This is a genomic window from Pseudomonas sp. CFII64 (assembly GCF_000416235.1).
Classification (GTDB): domain Bacteria; phylum Pseudomonadota; class Gammaproteobacteria; order Pseudomonadales; family Pseudomonadaceae; genus Aquipseudomonas.
Map to the genome: position 1 here is coordinate 375,653 of NZ_ATLO01000004.1, position 14,714 is coordinate 390,366.

At 54.1% G+C, this 14,714-nt stretch carries 13 protein-coding genes and 1 pseudogene; 12 read left to right on the forward strand and 2 right to left on the reverse strand.

Going from position 1 to position 14,714, the window contains the following annotated elements:
* Positions 1-391: 391 nt before the first annotated feature.
* The 9 genes from CFII64_RS02570 (at position 392) to fabF (ending at position 11,488) form a co-directional block, all read left to right on the forward strand.
* A complete protein-coding gene (locus CFII64_RS02570; protein WP_044901092.1) occupies positions 392-1,837 on the forward strand; it encodes an MBL fold metallo-hydrolase RNA specificity domain-containing protein in 1,446 nt (481 codons plus the stop codon).
* A gap of 24 nt (positions 1,838-1,861) precedes the next feature.
* Positions 1,862-3,079: a lipopolysaccharide biosynthesis protein gene (locus CFII64_RS02575; RefSeq protein ID WP_020289197.1), complete on the forward strand. Its 1,218-nt coding sequence runs from the start codon at positions 1,862-1,864 to the stop codon at positions 3,077-3,079.
* Between the two features lie 20 nt (positions 3,080-3,099).
* Positions 3,100-4,155 (forward strand): hypothetical protein, encoded by a 1,056-nt coding sequence (locus CFII64_RS02580; protein WP_044901121.1) that lies wholly within the window; start codon positions 3,100-3,102, stop codon positions 4,153-4,155.
* A 17-nt stretch (positions 4,156-4,172) separates the two neighbouring features.
* Complete coding sequence (locus CFII64_RS02585; RefSeq protein WP_020289199.1) at positions 4,173-5,294, forward strand: glycosyltransferase family 4 protein; 1,122 nt, start codon at positions 4,173-4,175, stop codon at positions 5,292-5,294.
* A gap of 51 nt (positions 5,295-5,345) precedes the next feature.
* Entirely contained in the window at positions 5,346-6,326 is a 981-nt protein-coding gene (locus tag CFII64_RS02590) for an SDR family oxidoreductase (RefSeq protein WP_020289200.1), read from the forward strand.
* The gene (locus CFII64_RS02595) at positions 6,319-7,335 is read left to right on the forward strand and encodes a glycosyltransferase family 4 protein (RefSeq protein WP_020289201.1); all 1,017 of its coding nucleotides are present in this window, start codon (positions 6,319-6,321) and stop codon (positions 7,333-7,335) included. Before CFII64_RS02590 ends, CFII64_RS02595 begins: the two co-directional genes overlap by 8 nt.
* Before the next feature lie 111 nt (positions 7,336-7,446).
* Complete coding sequence (locus tag CFII64_RS02600) at positions 7,447-9,441, forward strand: nucleoside-diphosphate sugar epimerase/dehydratase (RefSeq protein ID WP_020289202.1); 1,995 nt, start codon at positions 7,447-7,449, stop codon at positions 9,439-9,441.
* A gap of 170 nt (positions 9,442-9,611) precedes the next feature.
* Positions 9,612-9,941: a helix-hairpin-helix domain-containing protein gene (locus CFII64_RS02605; RefSeq protein ID WP_020289203.1), complete on the forward strand. Its 330-nt coding sequence runs from the start codon at positions 9,612-9,614 to the stop codon at positions 9,939-9,941.
* Between the two features lie 272 nt (positions 9,942-10,213).
* Positions 10,214-11,488, forward strand: coding sequence for a beta-ketoacyl-ACP synthase II (fabF, locus tag CFII64_RS02615; RefSeq protein WP_020289205.1), 1,275 nt, complete (start codon positions 10,214-10,216; stop codon positions 11,486-11,488).
* Here fabF and CFII64_RS02620 read toward each other — a convergent pair whose 3' ends face one another.
* Positions 11,489-12,052, reverse strand: coding sequence for a TetR/AcrR family transcriptional regulator (locus CFII64_RS02620; RefSeq protein ID WP_020289206.1), 564 nt, complete (start codon positions 12,050-12,052; stop codon positions 11,489-11,491).
* Between the two features lie 210 nt (positions 12,053-12,262).
* On the opposite strand from CFII64_RS02620, the pseudogene CFII64_RS02625 reads away from it, so the two are divergent.
* Positions 12,263-12,847, forward strand: a pseudogene (locus CFII64_RS02625) (GNAT family N-acetyltransferase); the annotation flags it as partial.
* 54 nt (positions 12,848-12,901) lie between these two features.
* On the opposite strand, the gene CFII64_RS02630 reads toward CFII64_RS02625, so the two are convergent.
* On the reverse strand, positions 12,902-13,447 hold the full coding sequence (locus CFII64_RS02630) for an RNA polymerase factor sigma-70 (RefSeq protein ID WP_020289208.1): 546 nt from the start codon (positions 13,445-13,447) through the stop codon (positions 12,902-12,904).
* 260 nt (positions 13,448-13,707) lie between these two features.
* Between CFII64_RS02630 and CFII64_RS02635 the strand changes: the two genes are divergently transcribed.
* Complete coding sequence (locus CFII64_RS02635) at positions 13,708-13,926, forward strand: MbtH family protein (protein ID WP_020289209.1); 219 nt, start codon at positions 13,708-13,710, stop codon at positions 13,924-13,926.
* Between the two features lies 1 nt (position 13,927).
* Complete coding sequence (locus CFII64_RS02640; protein WP_020289210.1) at positions 13,928-14,692, forward strand: thioesterase II family protein; 765 nt, start codon at positions 13,928-13,930, stop codon at positions 14,690-14,692.
* Positions 14,693-14,714 lie beyond the last annotated feature (22 nt).

A 14,714-nucleotide genomic window follows, 5' to 3' on the forward strand; every position in this document is an offset into this window, starting at 1 on the left:
ATTGGCTGGATCAGCATCAGGCTGCGAAAAGACTACCGCCTTTGTAGTGCTTTTCGTCACTCCTTGTAGGAAAAGTCATCTAAGTTGCTCGGAAAGGTAATCAGTTCCTGTAAGGGTCTGTAACTTTATTAACAGGCATATACTTGGACCCCTTTGTTTACGGGGTTGGATGTGTATTTTATATCTGATTTAGCCAATGCAGGGAGTTGTCAACCCAGTTGCAATAAATCTGTCCGCAATCAGAATGCACCTCATTCCCCATATAGACGAGCGCGGTTGAACCCATCGAAGTTTGTTTGAAATGTCACTAAGTGCATCTGTCTGCACGATGGCATTTTACGTGCTACGAGGATTCGGACCTGCCGCTGAGTCAGGATTGACGAGGTCATTCATGCAATATCCCCAAATCACTCATCATGGCGCCGTTGAAAGTGTTACGGGTTCATGTCATGAGTTGCATATGGATGAACATCACAGCCTGCTCATCGATTGTGGGGCTTTGCTGGAATCTGCAGGAGGAAAAGAGCCGTCCGCTATTAATTCCGTTCAGTTTGCTCTCGACACCGTGAAAGTATTGGTACTCACCCATGTGCATGCCGATCATGTCGGGCGCATTCCTGAGTTGCTGGCTGCTGGTTACAGTGGTCCCATCCTGTGTAGTGAACCCTCGGCTCATTTATTGCCAGTTGTCCTGCAAGATGCCTTTAGTCACCAGTTTGGCCGTTCTGCAAAAGAGCTGGATGACTATCTGACGATGATCAACAAGCGATTGGTCGCCCTGCCATTCGACCGATGGTTCACGATCGTCGAAACCGATCAGTTGGTATGTAGGGTTCGCCTGCAGCGAGCAGGACATATCCTGGGCTCTGCCTATGTTGAGTGCGATATCAATTACCCGCTGGAGATGCGTGATAAGCGTGTGGTTTTTTCCGGCGACCTGGGTTCAAGTCATACACCCTTCTTGCCGAGCCCCCAGTCGCCCGAGCGGGCAGATATCCTGGTATTGGAAAGCACCTATGGTGATCGCCTGCATGAGGATCGTGCCAGCAGACAGCAACGGCTCGAGGCGGTTATAGATCAAGCCTTGGCCGATAACGGCACGGTATTGATTCCGGCGTTCAGCATTGGCCGTACGCAAGAGTTACTGTACGAAATTGAAGATATCCTGAGACGCAAAGCGTTTGCCGATGCGCCTTTCCCCGCAGGTCCTGAAGGCAGCGACATTGGTCCGGCGGCGGGCTGGTCGCAATTGCCAGTCATTCTGGATTCGCCACTCGCAGCAAGCTTCACCGCCATATACAGGGACTTCAACGACTACTGGGATGCCGAAGCTCAGGAACGTCAGAACGAAGGGCGTAGGCCCTTGGCCTTCGAACAGCTGATTACCATTGATAGCCACGACAAACATCTGCAGATCGTTAACTATCTATCCAGTACCAAGCGCCCGGCGATTGTCATTGCAGGCCACGGCATGTGCGCAGGCGGTCGAATCGTTAATTATCTCAAGGCAATGCTGGGTGATAGCCGACACAACGTGGTCTTCGTGGGCTATCAGGTCAAGGGAACACCAGGCGCCGCCATACAGAAGTTCGGACCGCAGGGTGGATATGTGGAGCTGGATCGAGAGCGTTACGAAATCAACGCCGGAGTGACAACTGTTGGCGGGTACTCAGCGCATGCGGATCAAAGTGAGTTGATTGAATTCGTGACGGGGATGACTGAGTGGCCTGAGAACGTCCGGCTGGTGCATGGCGAAGAAATTGCCAAACGTGCATTGAGCCATGCTCTGCAGCGAAAATATGCCATTAAAAAGCGCGCCGTAACGATTGGCATGTAATTGTCTTTGCTGCGGGATTAGTCGATGCTCTTAAGTCTGGCGGTGGTTTATACACTCAGGGTGATCTCTGGGTTGGGAACATTATTAGCTATCGTGATTATTGATAGAACATATGGCAGCCAAGAGATCGCTAAATATGCAATATTCATGTTCTTGTTCAACCTGGCAACGGTATTGGCTGTGTGGGGCAGCAACGTTGTTGCGGTTGATAACAACAGTGAAGCTGAGGGAGGCGATAAGGCGACCGGGATATATGTTGGGCATAAACTGCTTGACGGGCTGGTCGCCTCTGCGGGCATCTACCTGGTATTGATGTCATCGGGTTATTGGCGCGCAGGCTTGTTGGCAGTTATACCTCTTGGTGTTGCGGGGCTGATTGCCGCAATGTTGATTGTGCGAAAGAGACCCGCCATAGCAATCGTCTGCAATGAATTTGGTCGCGCCTTTATTCCATTGTTAGTGATGGTTTTAATTTTGAGCGTTGGAACGATGCCGTTCGGCGTGTTGGTTGATACGTCGTACCTGATTTTGTTTGTTCTACTTCCACTTCTGCTTTTGTATGTGCATCGCAATCCATTCTGGAACATTAACTACACCCTAAGATTCGCGGTCTGGCTGGCTGAAAAAAAACATGCGGTGCCTATCGTTTTGCCGCAGATACTGATCGTGGTAGTCGCGCAATCCGACAGATTTGTGATTGAACAGTGGGGGAGCGCAAAGGAGCTGGCTTCCTATTTTGCTGCTCAGGCGCTTTACACCGTCGTGTTGTTTGGCTCCCACGCTGTTCTGAATTCAGTTATGCCGGATATTGCCCGGGTGGCCGCACAGAGTACTGGATCACTGCGTCAGGAAGGCCTGCTGGCGCTTAAAGTATCGGCCTTGCTTAGCGCCCTGCTGGTGCCAGTTGCATATGTCTATTTTGGCCTGATTGACATTGATCGCACTTTGGCCATGCAAGTATTGTTGGTCCTGATTGTCGGAGGGCTCGTTTCTTCAATGTTCGGAATTGGCTTGTCCGCCATGCAGTTCTGCCAGGATAAACGCAAGTATCTTTCGTTGGTGGTCCTAGGTTTGGTTTGTCAGTACGTGACAATTTTTTCGTTCTTCGACCCGTTCGGAGTCTATGCAGTCGCTTTGGGGTTCGTCGTATACGGTGCGGTGACAGCGTTTATCGCAGCCGTCTATTGGCGACGTAAAAAAATTCCTGTTACTCCCTTTGCTAGAAGACAAATAACTTCATGATAGCCTCCAGAGTGTTGGGCATGTGCCCCGATGTCCGTGTGTTACGCGGTCTGTTCGTCATAATGCTTGTATTAAAATCTTTGGTGCTGTTTTACGCGTCTGTTTATGGTTTGGCTGTGTTTGGTGAAGGCAATGACGCTGACTATTATCACAAGTATGCGTCTGGTGAAGTGACCTTGCTTGCCAATTCGTGGGCCGCATTCCTGAAGTGGCTAAATGATATTGGCTGTTATTCTCGTGAGGGGATGAGATTTTTTATGGGCACGCTGGGGGCTGTGGCAGTTCCGTTTCTTGCAGCTGCCATAGCTGTCAGAGATAAAAGGACTCACCCAAAAGAGTATTGGTGTGTTGTTTTGATGGTCAGCCTGTACCCAACGCTTTTTTATTATGCGCTGGATATTTATCGTGATGTATTGATGTGCTGCTTGTTTTTGCTGGTATTATTTTTTTTGCAGGTTTTCTATGGGGCAAGGCTGGCATTAAGAAAAATTGCTGTTCTCGCTGTTTTATTGAGTATCTGTGGCGTGCTGTTTTTGATGCGGCCTTATCTGGGCGTAAGTCTGCTACTCAGTCTTATTGTAATGTTTCTGTTTGGTGTTCGCAGTTTGAGCCTGTGGGTCTTGGGTTGTTGTTATATTATTCTCCTGAATGCTCTCTATGCCGCCGGATTGCTCGATAGCCTTATGTTGTATCGGTCCAAGTTTGGCGTCGCGCTAAGGGGTGGGAGCAATCTGGAAATTGTGTTCGACTCTTCATATTGGTTTGTCCCAACGTTTTTGAAAAGCGTGCTTGTTCAGCTTTTCGGATTCTATTTCCAGGGATTTCTGGCTACCTTGCTTTTTGTTGTAGAGAGCGTGCCATTGATTGCAGGCCTGGTTTACACCTGTAGAAATTGGCGATTCGTCGATCAGTTGAGCAAATTCCTTTGTGTTTTCTTTGTTATTTATGGAACGATCTGGTTGCTGGGTAATGACAATATGGGGACTGCCGTAAGGTTGCGGATATTTAATTATATTGCGGTTCTGTTGTGTGTGGTAAGTATTTATGTTCGCAAGAAAACAATATCCAATTTATAGTTATCAAGACGTCTAATATGAAAGTTGCATTGGTTGGGACAACCGCTGCCTGCGTGTTAAATTTCCGTGCGGAACTGATCATCTCACTGGTTCAGGAGGGGCATGTAGTCTATGCTTTCGCAATTGACTACTGCCCGGTTACCCGCAGCCGGGTAGGTGATTTGGGCGCTATACCGGTTGACTATCTGTTTAGTCGGGGAGGAATGAACCCCGTCAGTGATCTGTTGAATACTGTCAGACTCTCGGGAAAAATACGAGCGCTGGCGCCCGATATGGTTTTTTCATATTTTCCCAAGCCGGTAATCTTCGGGACCCTTGCAGCAGCCTTGGCCGGTGTCAAAAAGCGCATGGGGATGCTTGAAGGTCTGGGCTATGCGTTCACCCGCTGCTCCAATAGACCCAGTTTTAAAAAATATGTCGTCGCTTATGCGCAGGTGATTTTATATCGCTTGGCGTTACCGTTATTAGATCGTCTGATATTTTTGAATCGTGATGACCCTGAGGATCTGGTACAGAGATACCGATTGAAGGTTCGCAAGGTTTGTGTGCTGGGTGGCATTGGTCTTGATCTGCAAAAATATGTTTATTCAACGCCTCCATCAAGGATGGTCAGCTTTATCTTCATCGGCCGTCTCCTCGCCGAAAAAGGCGTGCGGGAATATGTAGCGGCAGCACGGCTGGTAAAACTCAAGTACCCAACGGCCAGATTCTTCATGTTGGGTGATCTGGATGAAGCTAATCCGGGGGCGCTGTCACGCGAGGAACTTGGGCAGCTTGTTCATAAGGGTATCGTCATACATCCTGGTCATGTTGAGGACGTTCGCGGCTGGCTTAAGCAATCAAGTGTCTTTGTCTTACCCTCCTACCGAGAAGGGGTTCCCCGGAGTACCCAAGAAGCAATGGCGATAGGTCGACCGGTTATTACTACAGATGTGCCCGGTTGTAGAGACACCGTCGTTGATGGGAAAAACGGTTTTATTGTTCCGCCATTTTCGGTCCCTGACCTGGTAGATAAAATGGTCTTTTTTATAGAAAATCCGGATCGGATCGAACCTATGGGGCTGGAAAGCCATCGCATGGCCAAAGCCAGATTTGATGCAGTAAAAGTGAATGCGAAGCTTGTTGAATATTTCAATTGAGTTTTGAAGTCTGCTCGGTAAACATCCCTGAAATTTTCAGAGTACGGTCTCATGGTTGCTAAAACGACGTTGATTGCCATTACTGGTGCGACAGGCTTGGTCGGTGGTGCCGTAACGCGTTATTTGTCCACCCGTTCCGAATGTTCTGTACGTGTCGCTATACGCGGTGACCACGCTGCAGCCGATAGCACTGTGGAAGTTGTAACAATCAAGTCGATCGAGCCGGACGCTGAGTGGGAAAATTTTGTAGCCGACGTTGATGTCGTCATCCACGCCGCCGCCCGGGTTCATGTGATGAACGATTTGTCCGCTGATCCTGAAGCGGAATATCTACGTATCAATGTCGCCGGAACGCTGAACCTTGCCGAGCAGGCTGCGGCGGCAGGCGTGAAGCGCTTCATTTTTATCAGTTCGATCAAGGTCAATGGCGAAGCAACAGATATGGGCCAAGCATTTACTGCGGATCAGCCTTGCAGTCCTTCTGATCCTTACGGCGTCTCCAAGGCCAAGGCGGAACAAGGGCTTCGAGAACTCGCCGCTCGCACGGGTATGGAAGTAGTCATTATTCGCCCGGTTCTGGTTTACGGTCCCGGCGTCAAGGCGAACTTCCTGAGCATGATGCGCTGGCTGGATAAAGGTGTTCCGCTACCATTGGGTGCCATCATCAATCGGCGCAGCCTGGTGGCGCTGGATAATCTGGTGGATCTGATTGTCACGTGCATGCACCATCCGGCTGCGGCCAACCAGACGTTTCTGGTCAGCGACGGCAATGATCTGTCCACAACCGGACTGCTAAGGCAAATGGCCAAGGCCTTGGGCAGGCCCGCACGCCTGATCCCGGTGCCGATGTGGTTGCTGACGACAGCTGCCACGCTATTGGGGAGGCGAGCTTTTTCACAGCGTCTCTGCGGTTCCTTGCAGGTCGATATAACCAAAACCTGTACGATGCTCGGCTGGACGCCTCCGGTCAGTGTCGAGGAAGCCATGAAGAACACAGCACAATATTATCTGGAACATAAAAACGATGAGTGAGTGGTGGTGGGTTGTATTGGCAGTGCTGTTGTCGCTAACGCTGACGGCTGGCCTTCGTCGCTATGCGCTTTCGCAAAGGTTGATGGATGTGCCCAATGCCCGAAGTTCGCATTCGGTGCCGACGCCACGTGGGGGCGGTGTTTCTATTGTTGTTACATTTCTGCTGGCGCTGATCGTGTTGGGCCTCCAGCAAAAACTGCCTACGGCCGCGCTGATAGCGATAGCGGGTGCGGGCGCTTTGGTTGCGGTGATCGGTTTCATGGATGATCACGGGCACATTGCTGCGCGCTGGCGGTTGCTTGGCCATTTTGCGGCTGCGGCATGGGCGCTTTACTGGCTGGGCGGTTTGGCACCGTTGGAGCTTTTTGGCGTGCGAGTGGATCTCGGTTTTGTCGGTAACGTTCTCGCGGCGTTCTACCTTGTATGGATGCTCAATCTCTATAACTTCATGGATGGCATCGACGGCATTGCCAGTATTGAAGCGTTGAGCGTTTGCTGCGGTGCGAGCTTCATTTACCTGGTGTGCGGTTATACCGAGCTGATCTGGATGCCGATGCTGCTGGCGGCGGCCGTTGCCGGGTTTCTTTTCTGGAATTTCCCACCCGCGAAAATCTTTATGGGTGATGCAGGCAGCGGTTTTCTGGGGGTTGTACTAGGCGTGGCTTCGCTGCAGGCGGGCTGGGCATCGCCTCAATTGTTTTGGGCGTGGCTGATTTTACTGGGAGTGTTCATCGTCGATGCGACATTCACACTGATCCGGCGTTTGTTGCGCGGGGACAAGGTCTACGAAGCCCATCGCAGTCATGCTTATCAATTCGCATCACGACGGTATGGCCGACACCTTCCCGTCACGCTGGCAGTGGGCCTGATTAACCTGTTGTGGCTGCTCCCCGTAGCGTTGTGGGTGGAGACGTCCGGAATTGACGGACTGATAGGGATTTGTATTGCTTACGTGCCGTTGGTGGTGCTGGCAATCAAATTCAGCGCGGGTGCGCTTGAGCGCGATTGACAGCGCGGCGCCCTGGTTTTTCAGATAAATTGAAACAATTCCGTGTTTGCGTAACAGTTCAAATTCGTTGTGTCGAAACAAGAGGGGTAGCAAGAGGTGCGGGAAGGAGTCATGAACACGTTACGGAATTTTCTAGTGGCATTGCCACGTCGGCAAAAGCGTGTGATTCAGGTAGCCACTGATGTCGTGTTGGTCTGGTTCGCGCTTTGGATGGCGTTCGTCGTTCGTTTGGGCATCGACGACCTGATCAATCCACTGGAAAAACATACCTGGCTGTTCATCAGTGCGCCGATCGTTGCTATCCCGCTGTTTATCCGGTTCGGGATGTACCGCGCTGTCATGCGTTATTTCGGCAATGATGCGCTGATCGCGATCATCAAGGCTGTCAGCCTTTCCGCTCTTATTCTGGGTTGCATCGTTTACTCCTACAGCAATCATCAGCCTGTGGTGCCGCGCTCCATCATGTTCAACTATTGGTGGTTGAGCCTGGTGATGATTGGCGGGCTGCGCCTGGCGATGCGTCAATATTTTCTCGGCGACTGGTTCTCTGCCGCGCAGCATGTGCCGTTTACCAATCGTGATGACGGCTTGCCCAAGGTCGCGATCTATGGCGCGGGCGCTGCCGGTAATCAACTGGTCGCGGCCCTGCGAATGGGGCGGTTGATGCGCCCGGTGGCATTTATCGATGACGATGAATCCATCTCCAATCGAGTGATTTCCGGGCTGCAGGTCTACAAGCCCAAGCATATCCAGCGAATGATCGAGGTCACGGGCGCTCAGGAAATATTGCTGGCAATCCCGTCATCGACCCGTGGCCGGCGTCGTGAAGTTCTCGGGTATCTGGAAGGCTTTCCGCTGCACGTGCGCAGCGTACCCGGCTTCATGGATCTGGCTGCAGGCCGGGTCAAGGTTGACGACCTCCAGGAAGTGGACATCGCCGACCTGCTCGGGCGCGATTCCGTACCTGCCCAAGAGGAATTGCTGGAGCGCTGCATCAAAGGCCAGGTTGTGCTGGTAACGGGGGCCGGCGGGTCGATCGGCTCCGAACTTTGTCGGCAGATCCTGCTCCTCGGGCCAACGACACTGCTGTTGTTCGATCACAGTGAATTCAACCTCTACACCATTCTTTCCGAGCTGGAGCAGCGGGTTGCGCGCGAGTCGCTGTCGGTGAAGCTGTTGCCGATTCTGGGGTCGGTACGTAATCACTCCAAGCTGCTGGACATCATGAAAACCTGGCATGTGGCGACGGTTTATCACGCCGCAGCTTATAAGCATGTGCCCATGGTCGAGCACAATATTGCTGAAGGCGTGATCAACAATGTTGTGGGTACGCTTAATACTGCCCAGGCGGCGTTGCAGGCGGGTGTCGCCAACTTTGTATTGATTTCCACCGACAAGGCTGTGCGGCCAACCAATGTCATGGGCAGTACCAAACGTCTGGCTGAACTGACCTTGCAAGCCCTGAGCCGCGAAACAGCGCCGGTAATGTTCGGTGACAAGGGCAATGTTTACCAGGTCAACAAAACCCGTTTCATCATGGTTCGTTTTGGCAATGTCCTGGGCTCTTCTGGCTCGGTGATTCCGCTGTTCCATAAGCAAATCCAGTCCGGCGGGCCATTGACGGTTACCCACCCGAAAATTACCCGCTACTTCATGACTATTCCGGAAGCCGCCCAATTGGTAATCCAGGCCGGTTCCATGGGGCAGGGCGGCGACGTGTTCGTTCTGGACATGGGCGAGCCAGTGAAAATCGTCGAACTGGCGGAGAAGATGGTGCATTTGTCCGGTCTGAGTATTCGCTCCGAGAAGAATCCGCAGGGGGATATTTCGATCGAGTTCACGGGGTTGCGTCCAGGTGAAAAGTTGTACGAAGAGTTGCTGATCGGCGATAACGTGGTGTCAACCGAGCATCCCATGATCATGAGCGCTCACGAAGACTATTTATCCTGGGAAGTATTGAAGGTCCGCCTTTCTCAACTTCTTACAGCCGTTGAAGACGATGATTACACTGCCGTCAGACAACAACTCCGGGAAACCGTCAGTGGCTATTCGCCGGATGGAGAAATTGTTGACTGGATATATCAGGAACGTCGCGGTGAATTCTGATTGGAGTTGAGTCGGTCAAAAGAATCTATTTAATTTTTGTAAATTGAATTTACAACTGATCAAGTAATAACTCGAAACTCTTGTCGTCTTTGACAGCCTCCATTCATCAACTAAGTTGAGTGGGCGACTTTGGAAAGTTGCCAACTTTAATGATGTTATGGAGCCTGCTAATGCGTAAATCTCTTCTGTCCTCGCTGTTGTTTGCATTGTTAACCAGTGCCTCGGTCGCCGTCACGGCCGCCCCGGCGTCGCCTGCAACAATGGATGCGCCAAAGGTGGCGAGCGCACAGCAACAGATGACCGATAAGGTCAACATCAACACCGCCGATGCGGAAACGCTTCAAAAACAGCTGTCCGGTATTGGCATGGGTAAAGCCAATGCCATCGTTGCCTACCGCGAGACCAATGGCGAGTTCACATCCATTGACGAGCTCATTGAAGTGAAGGGCATCGGCAAAGCGATTCTGGAAAAGAACCGCGAAAAGATCGTGGTTCAATAAAGCGTCCTGACCTCACTCCCCCCGGCCGATCCAGGATCGGCCATCTCGCTCCCGCCTCGTCGCACTCCGTCATCCCCGTCATCCCCGTCATCCCCGTCATCCCCGTCATCCCCGTCATCCCCGTCATCGCAAAACTGTAGCCTCGGCTTGACATTATGAATGTCGGCCGACATACAATGCGCTTAAATTATGATCGTAATTTAATGGCGGCGCCTCTGCGGCAGCTCGTCATAAAGACTGAACCATTCGATGAATATCAGGAGAGCGAGTTTATGAGTGGTCCCCGAATCGTGGTCACTGGCATGGGCCTTGTCACGCCCCTGGGCAGCGGGGTCGAGCAGGTTTGGCAGCGTTTGCTGGCAGGTCGTTCCGGCATCGTCAGGCTGGCGGATGAGGTTGTTGCGGATCTGCCGGGCAAAGTGGGTGGGCGTGTGCCGTTGCTGGAGGAAGATGCCGAAGCCGGCTTCGATGCTGATTGGGCAGTAGCTGCGAAAGAGCAGAAGAAGATGGATCGTTTCATCCTGTTCGCCCTTGCGGCGGCCAAGGAAGCCATCGCCCAGTCCGGCTGGGCTCCGGACACGCTGCACGCCCAAGAGCGGACCGCGACGATCATCGGTTCAGGAATTGGCGGTTTTGTGTCCATCGCCGAGGCAGTGCGCACCACCGATACACGCGGACCGCGACGTCTTTCGCCATTTACGATTCCGTCTTTCCTGGTCAATCTCGCAGCGGGTCACGTCTCCATCCAGCATGGTTTCAAAGGTCCGCTGGGCGCTCCGGTCACCGCTTGTGCGGCAGGCGTGCAGGCCATCGGTGATGCGGCGCGGATGATTCGTTGTGGCGAGGCTGACATTGCCATCTGCGGCGGAGCTGAAGCCGCTATCGACAAAGTCAGCCTCGCGGGGTTTGCCGCAGCGCGGGCGCTGTCCAGTGGCTTCAACGAAACCCCCGAGCGGGCTTCGCGACCTTTCGACCGGGATCGTGACGGTTTCGTGATGGGCGAAGGTGCCGGGATTCTGGTGATTGAAACGTTGGAGCATGCACTGGCCCGGGGCGCCACGCCGATTGTCGAACTGGTTGGCTATGGCACCAGTGCCGATGCCTACCATTTGACCGCCGGACCGGAAGACGGCAACGGCGCTCAACGTTCGATGCAGGCGGCGATTCGCCAGGCGGGTATCGAGCCTGCGCAAATCCAGCACCTGAACGCGCACGCCACGTCCACGCCAGTGGGGGATAAAGGTGAGATGGCGGCGATCAAGGCGGTATTCGGGGATCAGAACTCGGTTGCGGTGACGTCGACCAAATCTGCAACCGGGCACTTGCTCGGCGCTGCGGGTGGCATAGAAGCCATCTTCACCGCCCTGGCGATTCGCGATCAGATAGCGCCAGCGACGCTCAACTTCGATAACCCTGACGAGGCTGCGCACGGGCTGGATATAGTGCACGGTGCCGCGCGGCCGATGGCGATTGAATATGCCTTGTCCAACGGTTTCGGCTTCGGCGGCGTCAATGCCAGCGTGCTGTTGCGCCGCTGGCGTGACTGATCACGCCTCGTTCGGGGTCTTCTTCAAGCATTCCCGGGCAGTTGCCAGGATCCGGTCCGACAGTTCCGGGTCCTGCACGCTGCGTGACAACATAAGCGCGCCGACCATTGTCGACATCATCATGATGCTCTGCGCTTCGGCATCGGGGCCGGACAGCGTGTTCTTGAGGGAAGCCAGTCGGGCAAGAATCAGCTCGTCGGTGATCGGGCTGGGTTGACCGCGCTGTCCCAGTTCTGCGGACATGGTCGGCAGCGGGCAGCCTTTGTCAGGGTTGCTGCGATGGCCTTCGGACAGATAGAAATCGATGTATTTCTCCAGCGCGTTTTCTTCGGCGAAAACCGGTGCGGTGCGTTCACGGGACTCGTCCACCGCGCAGCGTAGCGCCTTTTCCACCAGATCGTCCTTGGATTTGAAGTGCGCGTAAAACCCGCCATGGGTCAGGCCCAAGGCCTTCATCAAGGGTTGCAGACCTGTCGCGCCAATGCCGTCGCGGCGAAAGCGCGCCGCCGCTTCGGTAAGAATGCGTTGGTGAGTTTGAGCTTTGTGATCCTGTGCGTAACGCATGCTGAGCCTCCCGACCTGGCTCGTTAAATGGTGGTCGACATTTTCACATGGATGCGCGAGCCGATGCAGCATTCATTTGTGTTCCAGGCCAACGGGTCGGCGAAGCCGCTAAATTTCTCGGCGCGACTGACGTTTTCTCATGGAATACGTCTTTTTTCGTGAGCCCGGAACATGCCCTCTTCACTACCGCTGAGCCCCCTGCAATTGATCCGCCCGCCCAAGCCGGTCGGCGAAGTCTATCGACGCTTCGATGCCCGGCTGGGCAGCTGGATTTCCCTGCGTACCGTCGACATCGACCAGGATCTTGAGCGATTCAGCCGCTGGCAAAACAACCCGCGGGTTCTGGCGTTCTGGCAGGAAGGCGGCACGCTTGAGCAACACCGTGAATATTTGCTCAAGCAGCAAGCCGATCCCCATACCGTGACTTTGATTGGCAGCTTCGACGATCAGCCGTTTGCTTACTTCGAGGTGTACTGGGCGCTGGAAGATCGCATTGCGCCGTTCTATGACGCGGCCGAATTTGACCGGGGCATTCACATGCTGGTCGGCGAAGAAAGTCAGCGGGGTCCGCATAAGGTCGCCAGCTGGCTGTCGGCGTTGCTGCACCACGTATTTGGCGACGACGAGCGCACCCGGCGGATCGTGTCGGAACCCCGTGCGGACAACGCGAAGATGATCGGCTACATGCAGGCGCAGGGTTTTATCCGTGAGAAAGAGTTCGACTTCCCGCACAAACGCGCGGCACTCATGACCCTGGATCGCGAGCGCTTTTTTGCGCAATGCGACTGGCTTTGATGGGGGAAGGTAGACGGGGCGCAGCGCGGGCAGGGATGACCTGCCCGATAGCTGTCAGCGACGAAGAGCGCGGGGTTCCTGGCGGGACACCTTGCGGCAATGCACCAGCGCATCGCGGATCATGAAGTTCACCAGGGTCGGTGACACGCCCAGTTCCTTGGCGATGTCTTTTTGCGGAACACCGTGCAGACGATACATTTCAAAAGCATACCGGGTACGGCTCGGCAGCTCGGTCAAGGCATCGGCAATGGTCTCCAGGGTCGTGAAGTTGATGTGCGAAGTTTCAGGAGATGCGCCGTGGATGACCACATTGAGTCCTTCTTCCTCGCTGCCTGAATACTTCTGTTCCAAGGCCTGTTTGCGATAGTGATCGATCGCCAGATTGCGCACGATCTGGAACAGATAGCTCAGTTGCGCCTTGATCGATGAGGTGATCTGCGGCGCGGATTGCAGGCGGAAGTAGGCATCCTGCACAACGTCTTCGGCCCTTGATCGACAGCCCGTAATGCGGGCAGCGATTTTGACCAGGATAAGGCGGTTTTCTACGAACGCCTGGAGTAACGGTGAATCGCACGTACTTGTGGATAATTGTTCCGGCATGGAAATCACCTTGCAGCAATGGGCAGCTGAAGCTTTGTAGGAGAAGCCCCCTACACACCGGGCAACAAATTAGGCTGGATGATAATTATTGTCAATTGAGAAATATAACTAACATCATGTTTCGATGGTGGCTTTCTGATGGCTTGTGGGCCGCACAGAGTGGGCAGAACCATCTGTTACTAATTAATTCGCAACCCCATCCGTTCTCCTTGGTGACAGTGCCGGCTCACCGCCGGGCTCCCATGCAGCAGGAGAATGACATGGTATTTGATCGCGAAGACCTCACCTTCCAGGTGGTGTGCAATCACGAAGAGCAGTACTCCATCTGGCCCGACTACAAGGCCATTCCTAATGGCTGGCGGGCGGTTGGCATGAAAGGCCTGAAGAAGGAATGCCTGGAATATATCGAGCAGCACTGGACAGACATGCGTCCGCTGAGCCTGCGACAGAAGATGGATCAGGACAAAGTGGTGGCCTGAAGTGAGCGCCTTCAACAGCTTGCGCCTGTTCTGCCTGCCGTATTCCGGCGCCAGCGCCATGGTCTACAGCCGCTGGCGACGGGCATTGCCGCAGTGGCTTGAAGTTCATCCGCTGGAATTGCCGGGACGCGGCATGCGCATGAACGAGCCGCTGCACACCGATATTCGCGGCCTGGCCAGGCAACTGGCGCGGGAAGTCAGCCAGCAATGTCTCCGCACGCCGGATCAGCATTACGCCCTGTTTGGGCACAGTCTCGGCGGGCTGCTGGCCTACGAGCTGGCTCATGCGCTGGATGAGCTGGGTGCGCCTGCGCCGTTATGCCTGTTCACCTCGGCAACCGCCGGTCCGGCGCGGCGTGATGTCAGCGAATACCGCGTCGCCAAGACCGACGCCGAGCTCATCGAGCGCTTGCGAACGCTGCAAGGCACCTCCGAGGATGTGTTGGCCAACCGCGACTTGATGGAGCTGATGCTGCCGATTCTGCGCGCCGACTTCCTGATGTGCGGCAGCTTTGAATACCTGCCGCGCGAACCGCTGCCGATGCCGGTTCATGTGTTCGGCGGCAAGCAAGACAGCGTGAAGGTTGAAGAGCTGCTCGATTGGCAGGATGAAACCACGGTCGGATTCTCCCTGGACATGTTCGAAGGCCATCACTTTTTCCTGCAGAAACAGGAAGGCGCCTTGCTGCGTTGTCTGCGGCGCTACGCCGAGCAGCATCTGGCGCGTGCCAGCCGCCAACGCTCACCCGCCGCAGCAGCCAGCTGATCCACACCGCGATACCCGGCGC

Coding starts and splice junctions, on each gene's coding strand:
- CFII64_RS02570 (WP_044901092.1), top strand. CDS start 392: ATGCAATATCCCCAAATCACTCATCATGGCGCCGTTGAAAGTGTTACG.
- CFII64_RS02575 (WP_020289197.1), top strand. CDS start 1,862: ATGCTCTTAAGTCTGGCGGTGGTTTATACACTCAGGGTGATCTCTGGG.
- CFII64_RS02580 (WP_044901121.1), top strand. CDS start 3,100: ATGTGCCCCGATGTCCGTGTGTTACGCGGTCTGTTCGTCATAATGCTT.
- CFII64_RS02585 (WP_020289199.1), top strand. CDS start 4,173: ATGAAAGTTGCATTGGTTGGGACAACCGCTGCCTGCGTGTTAAATTTC.
- CFII64_RS02590 (WP_020289200.1), top strand. CDS start 5,346: ATGGTTGCTAAAACGACGTTGATTGCCATTACTGGTGCGACAGGCTTG.
- CFII64_RS02595 (WP_020289201.1), top strand. CDS start 6,319: ATGAGTGAGTGGTGGTGGGTTGTATTGGCAGTGCTGTTGTCGCTAACG.
- CFII64_RS02600 (WP_020289202.1), top strand. CDS start 7,447: ATGAACACGTTACGGAATTTTCTAGTGGCATTGCCACGTCGGCAAAAG.
- CFII64_RS02605 (WP_020289203.1), top strand. CDS start 9,612: ATGCGTAAATCTCTTCTGTCCTCGCTGTTGTTTGCATTGTTAACCAGT.
- fabF (WP_020289205.1), top strand. CDS start 10,214: ATGAGTGGTCCCCGAATCGTGGTCACTGGCATGGGCCTTGTCACGCCC.
- CFII64_RS02620 (WP_020289206.1), bottom strand. CDS start 12,052: ATGCGTTACGCACAGGATCACAAAGCTCAAACTCACCAACGCATTCTT.
- CFII64_RS02630 (WP_020289208.1), bottom strand. CDS start 13,447: ATGCCGGAACAATTATCCACAAGTACGTGCGATTCACCGTTACTCCAG.
- CFII64_RS02635 (WP_020289209.1), top strand. CDS start 13,708: ATGGTATTTGATCGCGAAGACCTCACCTTCCAGGTGGTGTGCAATCAC.